We start from the raw sequence: 19,252 nt of genomic DNA on the forward strand, positions 1-19,252 counted from the left end.
ATACTTGATACTAATTACTCGATACTCATCTTATCTATAACTTCATAAATGCTAAAATATTACGAATTCATCGAAATCAGAAATTCTTCGTTAGTTTTTGTGCCTTTTATTTGGGCCTGTAAAAACTCCATTGATTCCTGCGAATTCATGTCGGCTAAGTGATTGCGCAATATCCAGATACGTTGCAATGTGTCACGGTCAAGCAACAGGTCATCACGGCGGGTACTTGACGCGGTAATATCAATAGCCGGGAATATACGTTTGTTTGAAAGTTTACGGTCAAGCTGTAACTCCATGTTACCGGTACCTTTAAACTCTTCAAAAATAACCTCATCCATTTTTGAGCCGGTTTCAGTTAACGCTGTAGCTATAATGGTTAATGAACCACCATCTTCAATGTTACGGGCAGCACCAAAAAAGCGTTTTGGTTTGTGCAATGCGTTGGCATCAACACCACCTGATAATATTTTGCCTGATGCCGGCGCAACTGTATTATAGGCACGTGCCAGGCGGGTTATAGAATCCAAAAGGATCACTACATCATGACCACACTCCACCATACGTTTAGCTTTCTCTAAAACAATGTTGGCAATTTTTACGTGACGCTCAGCAGGCTCATCAAAGGTTGATGATACTACTTCGGCACGTACGCTGCGGGCCATATCGGTTACCTCTTCAGGGCGCTCGTCAATCAGTAATATAATAAGGTATACTTCGGGGTGGTTGCGGGCTATGGCGTTGGCCACATCCTTTAACAACATGGTTTTACCTGTTTTTGGCTGGGCTACAATTAAACCACGCTGACCTTTACCAATTGGCGAAAAAAGATCCATGATACGGGTTGAATAATTACCGGCATCTGTAAACAGGCTTAATTTTTCTGACGGGAAAAGCGGCGTTAAGTGGTCAAAAGGAACACGGTCACGTACTTCGGCAGGTATACGGCCATTAATAGCCTCCACACGTACCAGTGGGAAATATTTTTCGCCTTCTTTTGGCGGGCGGATACTACCGCGAACGGTATCGCCGGTTTTAAGGCCGAATAATTTTATCTGCGATTGTGATACATAAATATCATCGGGCGAGGTAAGGTAATTATAGTCTGACGAACGTAAAAAACCGTAACCATCAGGCATAATTTCCAATACGCCTTCGTTTACAATTACGTTGTCAAAATCAAGGTTAATAGCCGGTTCCTGGTTTTTTTGTTGATTTTGACCATTGGTGCGCCTGTCAAATTTTTGAGCGCGGGTCTCTGTCGATGGTTCCTCAGTTCTTGGAGCTGTTTCGCCAGCTTGTGCTACCGGGGCAGCCTCACTTGCTTCGGCTGCAACCTCAGGCGTTTCATTTTCAGCCTCATCGGCCGGGGTTTCTTCGTCCTGCAGATCAAACAAGTTTGTATCATCTAAAGGCACTTCAACGCGGGGTTGGTTTTTTGGTTTTAATACACGGGTTCTTTTACGTGTTTTGTCAACTGCTTCAACTGTTTCAACAGGAGTAACAGGGGTATAGTTAGACTCAACAATGTTTTGCTGGGCACGGGCAGCTTCAATAAGCTGTTGTTGTTCAACTATGCGGGCTATTAGCTGTGCTTTTCTGAGTTCGTCAGCTTCAGCAATACCTAAATTTTTTGCAATTTCGCGCAACTCAGAAACGAGTTTGTCGTTCAATTCTATTTTATCAGACATGATATGAATTATAGTTCAAAGGGATTTTTAATATGTAATTTGTTTTCTGACGGTAATAAAGTCTCTATGCAAATTTTAAGCTGTTAAGTGGTTACGCACGGAGTATTATTTTAAAGAAATTGATCTTGAAACTTTGTATAAGTAAACATCCAAATCCAGGTAAATATTAAAGTAATAAATAACGTGGGGTTTTAAATTGTTTCTTTAGTGCAAGAAAAATTCAAAGGAAAACGTTGCAATTGTAAACAAATAATTTTTAATTTCAAATTAATTAAATAAATATCTGCTAAAAGGCCGTACTTAAGCTAAATTTTTAGTTTTTTTGACATTTAAAATATCAAAAATTAATGATTTCACGTGCGCAGCTAATTGAACAGATCAAACAAAAAAAATCTTTTTTATGTGTTGGTCTGGACACCGATATTGATAAGATCCCTGAATTTTTAAAAGAATACCCTGATCCTATACTTGAATTTAATAAAAGGATCATTGATGCCACCAAAGATCTTTGCATATCCTATAAGCCCAATGCTGCATTTTATGAAGCACGGGGAGTAAAAGGTTTGCAAAGCCTTATTAATACCTGGAAATATTTACCTGCCGATACTTTAAACATTATTGATGCCAAAAGGGGCGATATCGGCAACACCTCCGATAAATATGCCAAAGCCTTTTTTGATGAAAATGCATCGGGTATGAGCTTTGATGCTATAACCATTACGCCTTATATGGGGCAGGACAGTGTTACACCTTACCTGGCTTATGAGGGCAAATGGATCATCCTGCTGGCGCTTACTTCGTCTGTGGGCAGTAAGGATTTTCAATACCTGCAAACCGGCGATGGCTATTTGTACGAAACTGTGATACAAAAGGCCAATACGTGGGCCGGCGCCGATAGGATCATGTATGTAGTTGGCGCTACCAAAAGCACCGAATTTACCAACATCCGCAAATACGCGCCTGATAATTTTTTACTGGTGCCTGGAGTAGGTGCGCAGGGTGGTAATCTGGAAGAAGTATGCCGTTATGGTATCACCAAAGATTGTGGCCTTATAGTTAATGCATCACGTTCCATCATCTACGCCAGTAATGGCAAGGACTTTGCCGATGCTGCCCGCGCCGAAGCGCAAAGTATCCAACAGCAAATGCAGGTTGAATTGGAAAAGGYGGGGGTGATATAATATTGTCTGAACCGGGATTTTTACGATTAAGGGATTATCATGATTTCAATTGCTAATCAATCTTGTGCTCGTCCCAGACTGAAGGTGTTGGAAAGATTAAAAAGGAGGGGATAGTGCGATTCCTTCCTTGGGGAAGGGGAGGTAGGGGTTTATTGAGTATTACAGGTTTAATCGCGCGTAGAAACCCCTCCCTGCTTTTGCGCACAAACCAACCGCACCCCTCCCGTGGGGAGGGAATACGTGCGGAGATTATGATCTTCCCAACACCTTTGGGTCTGTAATGAGTACTCAATCTAAATGTGAGAAGGCAATTGTATCGCTTCGTCACTATGCTGGCAAGTGGATAAATTATCTAAACTATTTCTATCGCTTTCAGCCTTAAGCTTTTTGCTTTTTTCAACGTAATTTTTTAACTACAAATTCCTGCATTACGAAAGTATGTAGCATAATTGTTAAATTACCACCCTATATACTTTTTATACTACAATGAAAAGAACCATACTGTCCCTTATTGCCTTATCTATTTCCTGTTATGTAGCTGCCCAGCAGGATAAAAAGCCATTGAAGCCAATCGATTTTTATCGTATCCCTTCAGTAAGTGACCCGCAGCTTTCGCCCGATGGTAAGTGGGTTGCCTACAGTGTATCAACAGTAGATACCGCTAAAGACGGGCGGGTATCACACCTGTGGATGCAAAGCTGGGACGGGAAAGAATCAATTGAATTAACACATGGATCAGAAGCAGCTTCATCGCCCAGGTGGAGCCCTGATGGTAAATACCTGGCTTTCCTTTCCTCGCGCGATTCAAAAACCGGCTCACAACTTTGGCTTATTGACCGCAGAGGGGGCGAAGGAAATAAGCTAACGGATATTAAAGGTGATCTAAGCGAATATGCATGGTCGCCGGATAGTAAGAAGCTGGTTTTGGTGATAGGCGATCCTGCGAATAAAGGTAAGGAGGAACCTAAGACACCTAAACCCATTGTAATTGATCGCTATCATTTTAAGCAGGATATAGAAGGCTACCTGCAACAGTTACATGATCATTTATACCTGGTTGACGTAAATACCAAAAAGCTGGATACCCTAACCAGGGGCGATAAAGACGAAAACTCACCTGTATGGTCGCCGGATAGCAAGACCATCGCTTTTGTAAGTAACCGTACGGTTGATCCGGATAAAAACCAGAATAAAGATATTTTTACCATTGATGCCCGGCCAAATGCTACCATGCTGCAACTAACCACCTGGAAAGGCCGCGATGCTAACCCGCAATGGAGTCTTGACGGCCGGTATATTTCATACCTACGCAGTACAAGCGATGCTGATTATATGATGTATGATCAGAATATGTTATGCATCATGGATGCCGTTGGCTCAAACAGCAGGATTTTAACCCAGCAGCTTGACCGACCGGTGTCTGACCAGGTTTGGGCAAAGGATAACAAAAATATATCATTTATAGTAACCGATGACCGCCAAAAGTATTTGGCTGGCATTAATATCAACAATGGGAAAATATCAACCATCAGTAAAGGCATGTTTGGTATAACTGATGTGAACACAAATGCCTCCGGTAACTGGGTTGTTTTAAAAAGCGATCCTTATACCCCCGCAGAATTGTTTGCTTTAGAGGGAGATAAACTTCGCCGCCTTACTTTTCATCACGAGGCCTGGTTAAATACGGTGAAATTAGCGCAGGTATCGGGTTTTCAGTCCCGGAGTGTTGATGGCGCTGAGGTTTCAGGGATACTGTTCACCCCTGATAGCATCCCCGGGAAAAAATGGCCATTGATATTATTCATACACGGGGGCCCGGTAGGGCAGGACGAATATACCTTTGATGCCACAAGGCAAACGCTGGCCGCTGCCGGTTATGCTGTTGCGGGTGTAAATTACAGGGGCAGTAACGGCAGGGGACTGGATTATTGTAAAGCCATATATGCCGATTGGGGTAATAAAGAAGTAAAAGACCTGTTAGGCGCGGTTGACCATCTGGAAAAAATGGGGATTGCTGATCCTGATCATTTGGGTATTGGTGGCTGGAGCTATGGCGGTATTTTAACTGATTATACCATAGCATCAGATACCCGCTTTAAAGCCGCCGCAAGTGGCGCTGGCAGCGCCTTGCAACTTTCAGTATATGGCAGCGACCAATATGTACTGCAGTACGAAAATGAAATTGGCGTCCCCTGGAAAAATGCTGATAAATGGATCCAGATATCGTACCCGTTTTTCCACGCCGATAAAATAAAAACACCTGTGTTGTTTATGTCGGGGTTGAGGGATTTTAACGTTCCTACGATTGGGAGCGAGCAGATGTACCAGGCGCTCAAATCGCAGGGTGTCCCTGCCGAACTGATCTTATATCCTAACCAGTTTCACGGAATTTCCAAGCCAAGTTACCAGGTTGACAGGTTGCAACGCTATGTGGAATGGTATAATAAATACTTGAAATAGCCCTCATGCTCCTGAAGGGGAGTTTTTGAATTTGATATTTATGAATAAAAAAATACTGTTATTTATTATGGTTGGCATTTGCGGAACAGCAACTGCGCAAACGGTTAAAAGACCGTTTAAACCATCTGATTTTCTTCATATCCCCACACTTGATGATCCACAGCTTTCGCCGGATGGGAAATGGATAGCCTATAGTTTATCGGAGGTCGACTCGGCTAAGGATAAGCGGGTATCGCACCTGTGGATGCAAAGTTATGATGGCAAACAATCAATAGAGCTCACGCAGGGAACCGATCCCGCTTCGACACCAAAATGGACGCCGGATGGTAAATACCTATCTTATTTATCTGAAAAGGATTCAAAGACCGGCGGTCAGGTTTGGCTAATGGATCGCAGGGGCGGGGAAGGAAAGAAACTGACCGATATTAAAGGCGAGTTGGAGGATTATGTATGGTCGCCGGATAGTAAAAAACTGGCCCTTATTATAAAAGATCCCGTAAATAAAGGTAAACCACAACCCAAAACACCCCCGCCTATAAAAGTTGACCGATACCATTTTAAGCAGGATATTGAAGGTTACCTGCAGCATTTACACGCGCATTTGTATGTATATGATGTGGACACTAAAAAGCTGGATACCTTAACCAAAGGCAATATGGACGATGAATCGCCTGTATGGAGCCCTGATGGTAAAACCATTGCTTACGTAAGTAATCACACCACTGATCCTGATAAAAATGAAAATACAGATATTTTTACGGTAGAGGCCAAAAGCGGCGGTGAAATTAAACAACTAACCACCTTTACCGGCCATGACATTGAGCCGCTATGGAGCCCTGATGGTAAACATATTGCCTACCTGCGGTCGACAAGCGATGCTGATTATTTTATTTATCAGCACGATGTGTTATGCCTCATAGATGCCGATGGAAAAAATAACAAAATACTTACCGCGCAGCTTGACAGGCCGGTGAGCAACCATGCCTGGAGCAAGGATAGTAAGAACATAGCTTACCTGGTAAGTAACGACCGGATCCGTTATATAGCACAGTACAATTTGCTGTTGCGCAAAGCTACGGTGATTAATAAAGGTACACAGTGCAGTTTTGAAAACCTTATAGCTCATTCGCCGGGTAACTGGATAGCTAAAATGACCAATCCGCACCTGCCCCATGAGCTGGTGGCTATTGAAAATGGCAAAATACGCAGGCTTACTTTTCATCAGGATAAATGGTTGAGCACAGTTAAGCTGGCTTATGTAAAAGGTTTTCAATCGTTCAGTAACGATGGTACGCTGGTATCGGGCATCGTTTATACGCCCGATAGTGTTGTTACTAAAAAGCTGCCTTTTATTTTATACATACATGGCGGCCCAACTGATCAGGACGAGTTTGAGTTTGATGCTACAAGACAGGTCTTGGCAAGCGCAGGTTACGCAGTAGCGGCAGTTAACTATCGCGGCAGTACTGGTCGCGGAATTGAATATACCAAAGCCATTTATGCCGATTGGGGTAATAAAGAGGTAAAAGATTTGCTTGGCGCAGTTGATGAACTGGTAAAATTGGGCATTGCCGATCCTGCCCGTTTGGGTATTGGCGGCTGGAGCTACGGCGGTATATTAACCAATTATACCATAGCTACTGATACACGCTTTAAAGCGGCGGCAAGCGGGGCCGGCAGCGCATTGCAACTGGCTATTTATGGCAGCGACCAATGGGTGGTACAATATGATAATGAGTTAGGCTTTCCCTGGAAAAACGCGGAGAAATACATCAAACTTTCCTACCCGTTTTTTCATGCCGATAAGATCAAAACACCAACGCTTTTCATGTCGGGGTTAAAGGATTTTAATGTGCCAACCGGAGGGGGCGAGCAAATGTATGAAGCACTTAAATCGCAGGGAATACCTGCTCAATTGGTGTTATACCCCGGCCAGTACCATATGCTGACGGTTCCAAGCTACCAGGTTGATAGGGCACAGCGTTATATTGACTGGTTTGGGAAATATTTGGGAGCTCCATTCCCCTGAAGGGGGAGTTTTTAATTTGTCATGCTGAGCGCAGTGAAGTATCTATTATGCGATAGGCAGGGTGGCGAATAGATCCTTCGTTCCTCAGGATGACAATCAGAGGTGAGCTTATTTTATCTGCACATCCGAAATCTGCATATCTGCACATTCGCCCCTATGTTAATATGTTAAAAACATCCCTATCAAATACTTACTGTTTAAATATAATTTTACTGTATGACTAAGCATCGCAGCCTGTTTTACCTGTTCGCATTATTTTTTGTGCCCCTGGTGTTAACCTCGTGCCATTCGCGTAAAGCGGCGATGAAGGGGCAACCGGGCGAGATAGTGAAGCCCCAGATAGAAATGGCCGATAAATATTCGCAAATTATGGGTGTGGACAGGAGTGATATTGAAAACGGTCGCCTGTATGCTTTTATTGACCAGTGGATGGGTACGCCCTATAAATTTGGTGGTTTAGATAAAGATGGAGTGGATTGTTCAGGACTTGTCTTTTTATTGGAGCAACAGGTTTATGGCATTACCATTCCCCGTATGACGAGTAAGCAGATCACTGTAATTAAGCGTAAATATGAAGAGGACCTGAAAGAGGGTGATCTGGTTTTCTTTGATTTTGATGGTAAGCAATTCAGTCACGTAGGTGTGTATCTTCAAAATGGATATGTGGTTCATGCCAGTTCAAGGCGGGGGGTGATCATTGTACGCTTGCGGGATCCTTCCATGTATAAATACTTCTCCCGGGCCGGATCAATTGTTACGGATACTACTACCGATGTTAGTGCCGGGAAGTGATTTTATCTCTTCTTTTTCATAAATATTCAGTGCAAATAATTTTAATTAATTTTGCAGCATCATGTCTGATCAAAAAGAACAATACTCATTCTGGACTAAATATAAGCGTTTTGCCGGTAACGAAATTTTGCTTTACCTTGTTATGGTGATAGGTATTATACTGGGCATCGTGATATTTAGTTACCTTTAACCAGGGTAACATTGTTATCATCACTTTCAACAACAGCCTGGTAAAAATCAACAAGGTCCTGGTAAATATCTTTATTATAGGTCCCGTCAAATACTTGTAGCCGGCGTTTATAAACCAGTTCATTACCTTTTATAGCGATGGTAGCATGAAATTTCCCGAAAGGTTTATCAATCGACACATCAGTTGGTTTTAAGTCTATATGATAACCTGCGGGCAGGGTATAACTGATCTCGTCTTCATCAGTATAGCCCCTGTTAATATACACATCGTTATGCCGGTTCCTTATCTCACGCGGTACATTGGTCATCCTGTTGGTAGCATTCGTCAGAAAATAAAGTTTGCCCTCGTTTACTGAGCCATAATCACGGGCATAAAGTTTTACATGCTCGGTGGTTATGGGTTGCAGGCTTTTATCCTGTTTAAATTCTGCTTTTTCAATATCCAGGTTATTTATAACGTATTCTTTTTTCAGGCTCTTTATTTGTTCCTTAGGCGCTTCTTCAATAATGCCTTCGCGGGTGTCATATTGTGTTCCTTTGAAGGAGGTCAGCATATCGCCGGATAATTCGCCGTCGGCGTTTATAACAAAAGTGGCTTTACGCTGCTGCAGATTGTTTTGAGCTGTATATTTAGGTGTATGTATTAGCTTACCGCCTTCGGGGGTACAAGCCAGTACGGTACGGTCGTCGGTAAAGTCACTTAAAAAACCGAAAGGCATTTTCTGGCTGGTACATTCCAAAAAAGTGGTGTCGTTTTTAAAGGGGAGACACAAAATAATGTGGTTACCCTGATCCATGCTTGCAAAATCGCTGAGCATGCTCACCTTACGGCTGCCTGCCTGCACAACACAATAATATGAATCAATATTGACGGTTTTTAAAAGGGCCTGTGTATAGTTTACCAAAGCTTTGCAGTCGCCATAGTTTTGCTGGTCAACATCAGCAGCTAAAAATGGCTGGTATCCGCCAATACCAATTTGTACACTTATATAATGGGTTTTACCCTGCATATATTCATATATCTTTTTGGCCTTCAGTTTAGGATCAGTAATGCCCGCGGTGAGCTCCTTCATATGGGATGCGGTAACGTCTGATACCTTTAAACGGCTGGCCAGCAGTTTATCATACTCCCACTTGCCCAGCTCTTTCCAATTGGTGAATGAGCCGGTTATACCTTCATAGCTAAATTTCTCGGGCGCAATTTTAACCCTGGTCAAATATTTATCATGATTGGGGCTGTAAGGCTCGTCCCTAACGGCCTTTAAATTACTTACCTGCCAGGTATAGGTTTTAAGGCCCTGTTTATCGGTACCTATAATTACCTTACCCGGAATGTTGAACTCCTTGTACCTGATATTAAAATCGGGCTTACAGCTAAAAGTATAAGAGCTTTTTTCAACTGCCAATCCTGTGGTTGAATTAGGTTCCCAGTCATCAAAATTGAGGGATTGCTTTGATTTTACTTCATATTCGTAGGCAATGGTATAAGGATAATCAGTTACCGCAGGGTTATAATGTTTTACCTTTGAATCCTCAAATAACGAAAAATCATTGCCGGAGTTTACATCCTCAAAATCGTGTTCAGAAAATTTGCCGGTTAATTTTCCAAACTGGTTATAAACTGTTCCTTTAATACTTTTTATGATATTGCTTTTATTGTGCCAAACTACAATGTGCGCAATATCATTACCATTTTTGTTTAAAATGGTAATGGCTGTTTTTATGCGGTAAGTGGTGTTATTCAGGTCTTTTACCTCCACGCTTACTTCTTTATTGCGCACCACAGCGCTTGCATAAGGCAGCAGATCTTTAGATATGAGGGACACATCATAATTGTCTTGCGCGCTTGCATTTACGCTGATGATCAGTATAGAAAATAGTACTAAAAATGCTCTCATTATTTTTTCTTGAAAACCATATCGGTTTTTTCTGTCAGAATGATCTTGTTATATAATTCTTTAAGGTAGGGGTATTCCTCGGGGTTATAAATAGCTTTGGTGAACCTGGTTATGTTTGAGAAGGTAAATGCATCGCCCTGGCTATCAAAACTGGTAGCAAACATACCGCCGTTGTTGGGCATGGAAAATGCCACCACCTGTGGCGGGGTTTCAATGGTATATTGCGCGGGCAGGTGCATGTTAAGAACCAACCGGGTGTCTGATGCCATGCCCCAGTCAACAGGATAATCACGCTCGGCCAGTTTAAATGGATTGCTGGTCCTTTTTTCCCATAAAAACGGATTAAATACCAGGTGATTATGGTTCATGTTGTCAAAAGCATCAATTTCTACTTCAAATACTTCGCCCAGGGGCTGATTAAGGCTATCCAGGTTGCTAATATCTGATTTCAGGATCTTCAATTTGGGTAATTTTCCATCCAGATCTTCCACATACTCATCAACCGAGTTGAATTTTTTAATGGCTTTGCGTTTTAGGTAAGCATCATAGCCGGTATAAAAATTACTGATAGTGCCTTTTATTTTTCCGTTATCGAGCAGCGTGAGGTCAAGCGAACTGATATTACTGGTTTTTTGCAGTGAATTTAACTCAATCCAGTATGATGGTTTATCAAGACTTATTACCCGGCCCTTATCATTAAGGCATTTGAGCGGCAGCAAACCAAATGATAACAGCGGATCCGTAGCATCAAGCAGATAGGTTTTGCCGGCAATATTGGCTTTGGCTATTACATAATTAAAATCACTCAACACGGGGTAAAGGGTGTTCACCATTCCATGATCGCGGGTTGATAACACCACTGCTTCGGTGCTTATGCCGACTGCATTTAACGCGGTAACCAGGGTAAGGTTAATATCGCCAATGCTCCCGGTATGGGCATCCATCGCTTTTTTAATGCCATCTGAACTATATATGCCTATATAATCATTCCATTTATACCATTTTTGCAGATAGGCGTAAATAGCTTTGGCTTTGTCCAGTTCATCAGTTTTACCGGCTATTACCGATGCTGTGCGTTCCTTCATCAGGTCTTTCCGCTTTAACTGGGAGCCAAATTCATCAGCTATTTTTAATTGCCGGTCAATATCTTTCCACTCCTTGCTTACTACGGTTTTAACAGAGGTATATGGGTTTGTCCATTCCACAAGCTCAAAATATATGGCCGATAAAAAGTTCTTGGGCGAGGTCATATAATCCTCTTCCACAAACGCCGGTATATCCTTCATGGCATAAACAATATGTGAGCAATCGCTTTTTGAGCCATGCGATGTAAAGCATTCGCGCTCCAGTTCTGAACTGGTTTTAGAAAGTTTTAAACCGCCCCGTAACGATGCATTGAATGTCCAAAAACCGGGAATATGCACCTCGTACTGCGAGTAAACCTTTGGTACTTCACCCTGAAATTCCCAGCGGCGAAAGCTATCCCAATAAGGCGAGGTAAGTTTGTACCTGAACTCAATAACGCAGCCATTGCGTAAACCCGGCAGGGCAAACTTTATAGTGCTGCCATATTTATAATCTTTAACCTTAAATACTTTTTTAGGGTCAAGGTCCATCTTTTGCACAAAGCCATTATCGTCCTTGTAATAGGTGGTGCCGGTGATGTCGGTAACCTCTTCTGCTACTTCATCGCCATTATGAACCGGTATTTCAATAGTACCGTTGGCAAAGCCTTTATTGTCAAATATTTTTATTTTGGCGTGGTAATCATATATCAGTCTGATATGGTCATCGCCTGTTACATCGATCCTGGAATTGCCAAACTCATTTAAAAATACAGCATGGGCAGCGGTATCTTTGTCGTACTTCTTCATATCCAGATCTTCCTGCACATAGCCTTCTTTAAAGTCCTGCGCAATTACAAGGTTTTGAGTACCAATAGATATTAAAATAATAAACAATAGTTTTTTCATGAAATATTGTGATAAATTAGGATGGTATTAAATTAATAATAAAATGATCATATTAAATAAATTAAAAAATTTATTCTGCTGATTCTTTTTAAGACATTTGCGACCTTTGTACTATCTACTATTGATACTTTTAAAATGAAATTAAATTTAAAACGCCCACTGGCTTTTTTCGACCTTGAAACCACCGGCACTAATATAGGTGCCGACCGGATAGTTGAAATATCTGTTATTAAGTTACATCCTGATGGCAGTGAGGAAGTAAAAACCTGGCGCGTTAATCCCGGTATGCCTATCCCTATTGAATCATCAATGGTACATGGTATTTATGATGAGCATATAAAAGATGAGCTGCAGTTTAACGCCTTAGGGCAAGCTATAGCCGAGTTTATTGGTGAAAGTGACCTGGCAGGTTACAACTCCAATAAATTTGATATACCCATGCTGATGGAGGAGTTTTTGCGCGCCGGGGTGTCATTTAGCCTGGATGCGCGTCATTTTGTAGATGTACAAAATATATTTCACCAGATGGAACAGCGTACCTTAAAAGCCGCTTACCAGTTTTACTGCGATAAAAAAATAGAGAATGCCCACTCGGCCGAGGCTGATACCCGGGCCACTATGGAAGTTTTGCTGGCCCAGGTTGCCCGTTACGAGAATATGGAGTGGGAAGATAAAAAAGGCAACATCACCATACCTGTAGTTAACGATGTTGAAGCATTGCATAAGTTTACCAATCTGAGCAAACCTGTTGATTTTGCCGGTCGCATGGTTTATAATGAACAGGGCGAAGAGCTGATAAATTTTGGTAAACATAAAGGCAAACGCGTTGAGGATGTATTTAACGTGGAGCCAAGCTACTACTCCTGGATGATGCAGGGCGATTTTCCGTTGTATACCAAACGCAAGCTTGAAGAGATATATCACCGTTGGAATGCTAAAAAGACTGCCGAGCGCCAGGCTAAAGCCGCGGCACAGCCAAAACCGGCAGAGCAGGCACCAAAGCCCGAAGCGCCAAAAACTGATTACCCTAAAAAGGAATTTACCAAACAAGACCATACTAAAACACAATATCCGCCCAAGCCTTTTAAAAAGAAGGATGAACCGGCTCAGCCCGTTAATGACGATATGCTGCAGCAGTTGGCTTTGAAGTTTAAGAAAGGATAGTTTTTTTAGAAACAAGAGATAAGAAACAAGAATCAGGAAAGGAGTTGTAGCTATACAATTCCTTTTTTTATGCTGTTAACTTTTATCACTTAAAAACTCAATATTACGCCTGAGGCCAGTAAATTTGGTGCGTTTTACGGCTGAGTTTTTAAACACCTTTTGAAAAACATCCTGGGTAATTTCCTGCCAGTCATTAGCTTTAAGGCCAAGCAGTTCAGGGTGGGGGCTAAAGGCCGGCTCCGTATTTAATACCGAAAAACGGTTCCAGGGGCATACATCCTGGCAAATATCACAGCCAAACATCCAGTTGTCCATTTTTCCTTTAAACTCCTGCGGTAYCTCGTTCTTGAGTTCAATGGTAAGGTATGATATGCAGCGGCTGCCATCCACCACATAGGGGCCAACAATGGCATCGGTAGGGCAGGCGTCAATACAATTAGTGCAGGTGCCGCAATGATCGGCTGTGGGGGCTATATCATACTCCAGTTCCAGGTCAATGATCAGCTCGGCCAAAAAAAAGAATGAACCGGCTTTTTTATTTAGTAGATTGGAGTTTTTACCTATCCAGCCCATGCCTGCTTTTCTGGCCCAGGCCTTATCCAAAACCGGCGCCGAATCAACAAATACCCGGCCGCCAACTTCGCCTATTTTTTCATTAATGATCTGTAAAAGCTGTCTTAATTTATCTTTTATAACGGTATGGTAATCCATACCATATGCATATTTTGATATTTTGGGTGCAGTGGGATCATCTTGCCGGTTATCCGTATAATAATTAATACCTAATGAAATAACCGATTTTGCCCCATCAACCAGCAGTCGCGGGTCAAGGCGTTTGTCAAAATGGTTTTCCATGTACTGCATTTCGCCATGCATGTTTTTATGGAGCCAGGCTTCCAGGCGGGGGGCTTCTTCCTCTAAAAATTCGGCTTTTGAAATTCCGCAAAACAAAAAACCAAGCTTTTGGGCTTCGTTTTTAATCAACTGGCTATATGTTGTCCTGTTTTGCATGATTTAGTGCAAAGATACTATAAAATAAAATTCATAAAATGGGGTTGGTTTATGTTGGAGATCAAGTGTATAAATAACAATTTTTAAATAAAAGGGCCTTGCTGTGATTAATGGTGTAGTTTTTGCGCCTGTTCTTAAAAATATATATCATGCTTGAGCACATGAATTATCTGCCTCCGCATGTGTTGGGTATGCACGCGGTTGGTAAGGTAACTAATATAGATTATAAGAAAGCGTTGCTGCCCCTGCTTGATAATCAGGTAAAACAGAATGGCCGGATCAATTTCATATTGGTTTTGGAAACTAAAATACAAAATTTTACGGCGGGGGCATGGTGTGGAAATATAGAGCTTGGTTTAAAATACTTTTTGAAATGGCATAAACTGGCTATAGTAACCGATGAGAAAGGATTAAAAGAATTTAGTCACCTCTTCAAGTATATTCTTCCTGGTAAGTATAAAGGTTACCCCTTAGATGAGCTGGGCGAGGCTGTAAAATGGATAGCAGAGAAATAATTAACACATACATCATGGAAACCATGGGAAAAAAGAAGACAGTGATCAACAATGATGATTCTGATCTTCATAATGATGAGATAGGGGAAAATACAGGAGAAGATACCTTGCTGGCCAAACAGGCCAAATTAAAGCCAGGCGAAGATGAACAAAAACAACAGGCAACATCAAACACCGGGCAGGGACCTGCCGGTGAAGACCTGTAACCCTAAAGCCCCAAAAAGGGGCAGTTTTGGACTATGCATTATATGAACAAATACAAGAAGGCCTTTCTTTTATTAAAAAGAAAGGCCTTCTTGTATATAGATAGTCAAAAGTTTCCCTCAGGAAGGCAATAGACTAAAAGCTGTTTTTTACACTGTTACCAAATGTTTTTGTGCTCCAATAGCCACTGTCTAATATTCTTCTTACAGTCATCAGCGGATAATCCGGGTCGCGTTTATCAGCCAGTTGGAAGGCTATTTTGAAACCCTTTTTTTGAAACTCAGGTAAAACTGGTTTTTTCCAGATACCAAAAGGGTAGGCAAAATAATCTATCTTTTTACCGGTAATTTCTTCCAGTTTTTTGGTTGGCTTGTCTATCTGGGTAACCCAATCATCAACTGGTCTGGTGGTTATTTTGCCATTTTTTCCTATGATCTTAAGTTCGGAGTTATGCGAGTATTTGTCAACCCGGTGGTGGTCCCACGTATGGCTCCCAATTACATTGCCCTCGTCTGATAGCTTTTTAACCATATCGGCCGTCATATAATGCGGACGGCCCAACGATACCGTCATCACGAAATAAACTGCTTTAAAACCATATTTTTTCAACGTAGGGTTAGCGATAGTGAACTGGTCAAGATCGGTATCATCAAACGTGAGCATGATGGGTTTTTTAGGCAAGGGTGTACCTGTAGTAAGGTAAGCATATAACTGATCGGGCAGAATGGTATGGTAACCACTGTCGGCAAGCATTTTAATATGTTCTTTAAAAGCAGCAATCTGCACAATATAATCCTTGGCACCTTTTGAGTCGGTTGGTTTCCAGTCGCGTATTTGGTGATAGCAAACCACCGGTACTTGTTTACGGGCCATAATGGCTGCGTTATCTGCAGGCTTGCCACTTGCTGCCGTGGCAGGTACTTCGGCACTTGCTGTAGCGGCACCGGCTGTTTTATCGGTAGGTTTAGACTGGCATGATGTTGCGCCCAATGCGCAAACGGTTAACCACACAAAAGCTTTTTTAAGCATAGTAAAATGACAATTTTTTAATTATTTCAACAACGGCGAAATTAATACAATATATATGCAGGGAACATAATTTATATAAATAAATTATCAACACAACATTACAAAACTATTCTTTTACCCTCCTTGATTGATCTTTTAGCAGCATCCAGTATTTGCATCACGATCATGTTGTATTTTAATGACGAACGGTCATTACGCGATTTGATGGGATTTTTAAGAGCAGCAGTAAAATAGGGTACCGGAGCATTGGCTGGCGATACCAGTGGAGGAGCTTTAAATTCCCTTGTGGTATTGTTCACTCTTATCTGCAGGCTATCACTATCAAAGGTGTGTATATATCCTTTTGCTCCAAAAATCTCCATATCCTTTATACTGAATGGCCAGTTCCATGAAGCCTCAATCATTCCGGTGGCATTGGGATACTCTACAATGATGGTGGCATCATCCTCAACCTTTGGATATATTGATGGCTTATAATGCCTGGCAACGGCAGTTACCGCAATTGGTCTTTGTCCCTGCATCAGCCAAGTCATCATGTCGGCGCCGTAGCAGCCAAAATCATTCAAAGCACCTGCGCCATTCAATTCCGGATCAGTTAGCCAGCTTAAAAAATCCTCGCTGCAGCCAATTTCGCGCGGTCCCTGGTGGCCGTCATGGAAAACCATTTTACGGATCACGCCAATACTATCGGTACGTACCGTATTATAAGCGCTCTGAACAGATGAGTACCAGGTAGTTTCGTAATTAGTAAGCAGGTTAATATAGTATTTAAGCGCCAGGAACTCCATTCTTTTAGCCTGATCAAGCGTTGCTGCCAATGGTTTTTCGACCATTACCGATATGCCTAAAGGTGCACAGGTTTCAACAACATCAATATGTTTACCAACGGCGTTATAACCCAATACAATGGTCGGTTTACGTTTTAGGCACATGGTTTTCAGATCCTCAAAAAAAAGTGAATCGGGCAGGTTATATAGTTTGCCAAACTTTTGCCATAGCTTTTTGTCAGGTTCGGCAATGCCTATTATGTTTACGTTACCGTGGCGGTACTCGTTTAAAATAAGGTGTATATGGTCATGATTTAAACCGGCAATACCCACCTTGGTTCCGGTTGCTATTCTGCGGGCAGCAAGCGAGTCTGCTTTTGCTTTTGCCGATGTATCGGCCGGGGTTGTTTGAGCGGCAGCATTTACTGCACCCAATCCGGTAAATAACGCGAAAGCTAAAAGGATTTTGCAATAACGCTTAAAGCTTTGTTTTAGATTTGTTTTCATGCTTGGTATGGTAATATATGTTGGTTTTGTTAAAATAACGATGGGTTACCGCCGAGTTTTATCTTCCCTAAATGTTTGTAAGCGCTCTCGGTAGCCTCGCGGCCGCGGGCGGTGCGCATTAAAAAGCCTTCCTGTATTAAAAAGGGCTCGTACACTTCCTCAATAGTACCTTCGTCTTCGCCTACAGCAGTTGCAATGGTTTTTAAACCAACCGGACCGCCTTTAAATTTATCAATAATGGTAAGCAATATTTTATTATCCATTTCATCCAGGCCATGCTCATCCACATTCAGGGCGTTTAACGCGTATTTTGCTATTGCGGTATCGATATTGCCATCGCCTTTGATCTGGGCAAAATCACGAGTACGGCGTAGCAGGGCATTGGCAATACGTGGTGTGCCACGGCTGCGACGGGCAATTTCAAAGGCTCCTTCATCGGTAATAGGTGTTTTGAGGATAGAGGCCGAGCGTAGTACAATGGTAGTAAGCAGCTTGGCATCATAATACTCCAACCGCGAATTGATACCAAACCTGGCCCTTAAAGGTGCGGTAAGCAATCCTGAACGTGTAGTTGCGCCAACCAGCGTAAAAGGGTTAAGCGATATTTGTACCGAACGGGCATTTGGGCCGCTCTCCAGCATAATATCTATCTTAAAATCTTCCATTGCCGAGTACAGGTATTCCTCAACCAGCGGACTAAGGCGGTGTATTTCGTCAATAAATAAAATATCGCCGGTTTCCAGGTTGGTAAGCAGACCTGCAAGATCGCCTGGTTTATCCAGTACCGGACCTGAGGTGATCTTGATGCCCACGTTCATTTCGTTGGCTATGATGTATGAAAGTGTGGTTTTACCCAGGCCCGGAGGGCCATGTAACAATACGTGGTCAAGCGCTTCGCCACGCTGGCGGGCAGCCTGTACAAATATTTTTAAATTAGCTAATATTTTATGCTGACCGGTAAAATCTTCAAATTGCTGCGGACGCAGAACCTTTTCAATATCACGTTCGGTATTACTAAGACGTTCTGCTCCGGGATCAAGATGCTCATTCATTACCAACGAAATTAGTTTTTTTATTTCGGATTTGGGATTTTCGATTTCGGAATTAGGGATTTTTTATCTGTATTGTTACACATCTATTGTATAATTGAATAGATAAAGAGTCAAAATAAAAGGTCGAATGTCTCCATCAAAATAAATCCGAAATCGAAAATTCCAAATCCGAAATCAAGATCATCCTTCAGGATATTTCCTGAAAATACTATTGATCTTCATTTGTATCACCCCAAAAAATGCTTCTTTAAATATACCTGTCGACATTTTGGAGGTGCCCGCGGTGCGATCTGTAAATATAATGGGAACTTCTACCAGCTTAAATCCATGTTTAATGCTGGTGTACTTCATTTCTATCTGGAAAGCATAGCCCACAAACTTTATTTTATTTAGCCTTATGGTTTCAAGCACTTTGCGTTTGTAACACATAAAACCCGCGGTCGAGTCCCTGACATCAATACCCGTTATAAACCGTACATATACCGATGCAAAATAACTCATCAGTACCCGGCTCATGGGCCAGTTAACTACGTTTACACCATTAATATAGCGCGAACCAATGGCCGCGTCTGCACCGTCAATACAGGCTTGCCTTAGCTTAAGCAAATCTTCGGGGTTATGCGAGAAATCGGCATCCATTTCAAAAATATAATCGTAATGGCGTTCAATGGCCCATTTAAAACCGTGAATGTAGGCCGTTCCAAGTCCTTGTTTCCCGGCGCGCTCCTGGATAAACAATCGCTCGGGATACACGTTCATTAAATTTTTTACAATGATCTGTGTACCATCGGGC

At 42.1% G+C, this 19,252-nt stretch carries 16 protein-coding genes; 8 read left to right on the forward strand and 8 right to left on the reverse strand.

Annotated elements, in window-relative coordinates:
- Window positions 1-59: 59 nt before the first annotated feature.
- Window positions 60-1,688: a transcription termination factor Rho gene (gene rho / locus AC1DRQ_RS19745; RefSeq protein ID WP_477426494.1), complete on the reverse strand. Its 1,629-nt coding sequence runs from the start codon at window positions 1,686-1,688 to the stop codon at window positions 60-62.
- 350 nt (window positions 1,689-2,038) lie between these two features.
- Between rho and pyrF the strand changes: the two genes are divergently transcribed.
- From pyrF to AC1DRQ_RS19770, 5 genes are all read left to right on the forward strand, one after another.
- The gene (pyrF, locus tag AC1DRQ_RS19750) at window positions 2,039-2,869 is read left to right on the forward strand and encodes an orotidine-5'-phosphate decarboxylase (protein WP_477426507.1); all 831 of its coding nucleotides are present in this window, start codon (window positions 2,039-2,041) and stop codon (window positions 2,867-2,869) included.
- 486 nt (window positions 2,870-3,355) lie between these two features.
- A complete protein-coding gene (locus tag AC1DRQ_RS19755) occupies window positions 3,356-5,329 on the forward strand; it encodes a prolyl oligopeptidase family serine peptidase (protein WP_477426495.1) in 1,974 nt (657 codons plus the stop codon).
- Window positions 5,330-5,369: 40 nt separating this feature from the next.
- A complete protein-coding gene (locus tag AC1DRQ_RS19760; protein WP_477426496.1) occupies window positions 5,370-7,358 on the forward strand; it encodes a prolyl oligopeptidase family serine peptidase in 1,989 nt (662 codons plus the stop codon).
- A 216-nt stretch (window positions 7,359-7,574) separates the two neighbouring features.
- Complete coding sequence (locus AC1DRQ_RS19765; protein ID WP_477426497.1) at window positions 7,575-8,150, forward strand: C40 family peptidase; 576 nt, start codon at window positions 7,575-7,577, stop codon at window positions 8,148-8,150.
- Window positions 8,151-8,211: 61 nt separating this feature from the next.
- Window positions 8,212-8,340, forward strand: a complete 129-nt coding sequence (locus tag AC1DRQ_RS19770; RefSeq protein ID WP_477426498.1) for a hypothetical protein — start codon at window positions 8,212-8,214, stop codon at window positions 8,338-8,340.
- Here AC1DRQ_RS19770 and AC1DRQ_RS19775 read toward each other — a convergent pair.
- A complete protein-coding gene (locus AC1DRQ_RS19775) occupies window positions 8,327-10,237 on the reverse strand; it encodes a DUF3857 domain-containing protein (RefSeq protein ID WP_477426499.1) in 1,911 nt (636 codons plus the stop codon). The genes AC1DRQ_RS19770 and AC1DRQ_RS19775 overlap by 14 nt on opposite strands.
- Window positions 10,237-12,210 (reverse strand): transglutaminase family protein, encoded by a 1,974-nt coding sequence (locus tag AC1DRQ_RS19780; protein ID WP_477426500.1) that lies wholly within the window; start codon window positions 12,208-12,210, stop codon window positions 10,237-10,239. Before AC1DRQ_RS19780 ends, AC1DRQ_RS19775 begins: the two co-directional genes overlap by 1 nt.
- Window positions 12,211-12,345: 135 nt before the next feature.
- Here AC1DRQ_RS19780 and AC1DRQ_RS19785 point away from each other — a divergent pair, with 135 nt between their 5' ends.
- Window positions 12,346-13,374: an exonuclease domain-containing protein gene (locus AC1DRQ_RS19785; RefSeq protein ID WP_477426501.1), complete on the forward strand. Its 1,029-nt coding sequence runs from the start codon at window positions 12,346-12,348 to the stop codon at window positions 13,372-13,374.
- A gap of 75 nt (window positions 13,375-13,449) precedes the next feature.
- On the opposite strand, the gene queG is transcribed toward AC1DRQ_RS19785, so the two are convergent.
- Window positions 13,450-14,385 (reverse strand): tRNA epoxyqueuosine(34) reductase QueG, encoded by a 936-nt coding sequence (queG, locus tag AC1DRQ_RS19790; RefSeq protein ID WP_477426502.1) that lies wholly within the window; start codon window positions 14,383-14,385, stop codon window positions 13,450-13,452.
- A 149-nt stretch (window positions 14,386-14,534) separates the two neighbouring features.
- Between queG and AC1DRQ_RS19795 the strand changes: the two genes are divergently transcribed.
- Both AC1DRQ_RS19795 and AC1DRQ_RS19800 read left to right on the forward strand, forming a co-directional pair.
- On the forward strand, window positions 14,535-14,900 hold the full coding sequence (locus AC1DRQ_RS19795; protein WP_429399271.1) for a SpoIIAA family protein: 366 nt from the start codon (window positions 14,535-14,537) through the stop codon (window positions 14,898-14,900).
- A 14-nt stretch (window positions 14,901-14,914) separates the two neighbouring features.
- Window positions 14,915-15,106, forward strand: a complete 192-nt coding sequence (locus AC1DRQ_RS19800) for a hypothetical protein (RefSeq protein WP_477426503.1) — start codon at window positions 14,915-14,917, stop codon at window positions 15,104-15,106.
- Window positions 15,107-15,239: 133 nt separating this feature from the next.
- Here AC1DRQ_RS19800 and AC1DRQ_RS19805 read toward each other — a convergent pair whose 3' ends face one another.
- The 4 genes from AC1DRQ_RS19805 to AC1DRQ_RS19820 all read right to left on the reverse strand — a co-directional run.
- The gene (locus tag AC1DRQ_RS19805) at window positions 15,240-16,133 is read right to left on the reverse strand and encodes a polysaccharide deacetylase family protein (protein ID WP_477426504.1); all 894 of its coding nucleotides are present in this window, start codon (window positions 16,131-16,133) and stop codon (window positions 15,240-15,242) included.
- 98 nt (window positions 16,134-16,231) lie between these two features.
- A complete protein-coding gene (locus AC1DRQ_RS19810; protein ID WP_477426505.1) occupies window positions 16,232-17,407 on the reverse strand; it encodes a Gfo/Idh/MocA family protein in 1,176 nt (391 codons plus the stop codon).
- A gap of 29 nt (window positions 17,408-17,436) precedes the next feature.
- Window positions 17,437-18,459 carry a Holliday junction branch migration DNA helicase RuvB gene (ruvB, locus tag AC1DRQ_RS19815; RefSeq protein WP_429399275.1) on the reverse strand — a complete coding sequence of 341 codons (1,023 nt, stop codon included), beginning with the start codon at window positions 18,457-18,459 and terminating at the stop codon, window positions 17,437-17,439.
- Window positions 18,460-18,639: 180 nt separating this feature from the next.
- Window positions 18,640-19,252, reverse strand: a 613-nt coding sequence (locus AC1DRQ_RS19820) for a polyprenol monophosphomannose synthase (protein ID WP_477426506.1), incomplete at its 5' end; no start/stop codon positions are given.

The organism is Mucilaginibacter sp. P4_E8 (genome assembly GCF_056401495.1).

Coding starts and splice junctions, on each gene's coding strand:
- AC1DRQ_RS19810 (WP_477426505.1), bottom strand. CDS start 17,407: ATGAAAACAAATCTAAAACAAAGCTTTAAGCGTTATTGCAAAATCCTT.
- AC1DRQ_RS19755 (WP_477426495.1), top strand. CDS start 3,356: ATGAAAAGAACCATACTGTCCCTTATTGCCTTATCTATTTCCTGTTAT.
- AC1DRQ_RS19770 (WP_477426498.1), top strand. CDS start 8,212: ATGTCTGATCAAAAAGAACAATACTCATTCTGGACTAAATATAAGCGT.
- AC1DRQ_RS19760 (WP_477426496.1), top strand. CDS start 5,370: ATGAATAAAAAAATACTGTTATTTATTATGGTTGGCATTTGCGGAACA.
- AC1DRQ_RS19805 (WP_477426504.1), bottom strand. CDS start 16,133: ATGCTTAAAAAAGCTTTTGTGTGGTTAACCGTTTGCGCATTGGGCGCA.
- AC1DRQ_RS19780 (WP_477426500.1), bottom strand. CDS start 12,210: ATGAAAAAACTATTGTTTATTATTTTAATATCTATTGGTACTCAAAAC.
- ruvB (WP_429399275.1), bottom strand. CDS start 18,459: ATGAATGAGCATCTTGATCCCGGAGCAGAACGTCTTAGTAATACCGAA.
- AC1DRQ_RS19795 (WP_429399271.1), top strand. CDS start 14,535: ATGCTTGAGCACATGAATTATCTGCCTCCGCATGTGTTGGGTATGCAC.
- rho (WP_477426494.1), bottom strand. CDS start 1,688: ATGTCTGATAAAATAGAATTGAACGACAAACTCGTTTCTGAGTTGCGC.
- AC1DRQ_RS19765 (WP_477426497.1), top strand. CDS start 7,575: ATGACTAAGCATCGCAGCCTGTTTTACCTGTTCGCATTATTTTTTGTG.
- AC1DRQ_RS19800 (WP_477426503.1), top strand. CDS start 14,915: ATGGAAACCATGGGAAAAAAGAAGACAGTGATCAACAATGATGATTCT.
- AC1DRQ_RS19775 (WP_477426499.1), bottom strand. CDS start 10,237: ATGAGAGCATTTTTAGTACTATTTTCTATACTGATCATCAGCGTAAAT.
- AC1DRQ_RS19785 (WP_477426501.1), top strand. CDS start 12,346: ATGAAATTAAATTTAAAACGCCCACTGGCTTTTTTCGACCTTGAAACC.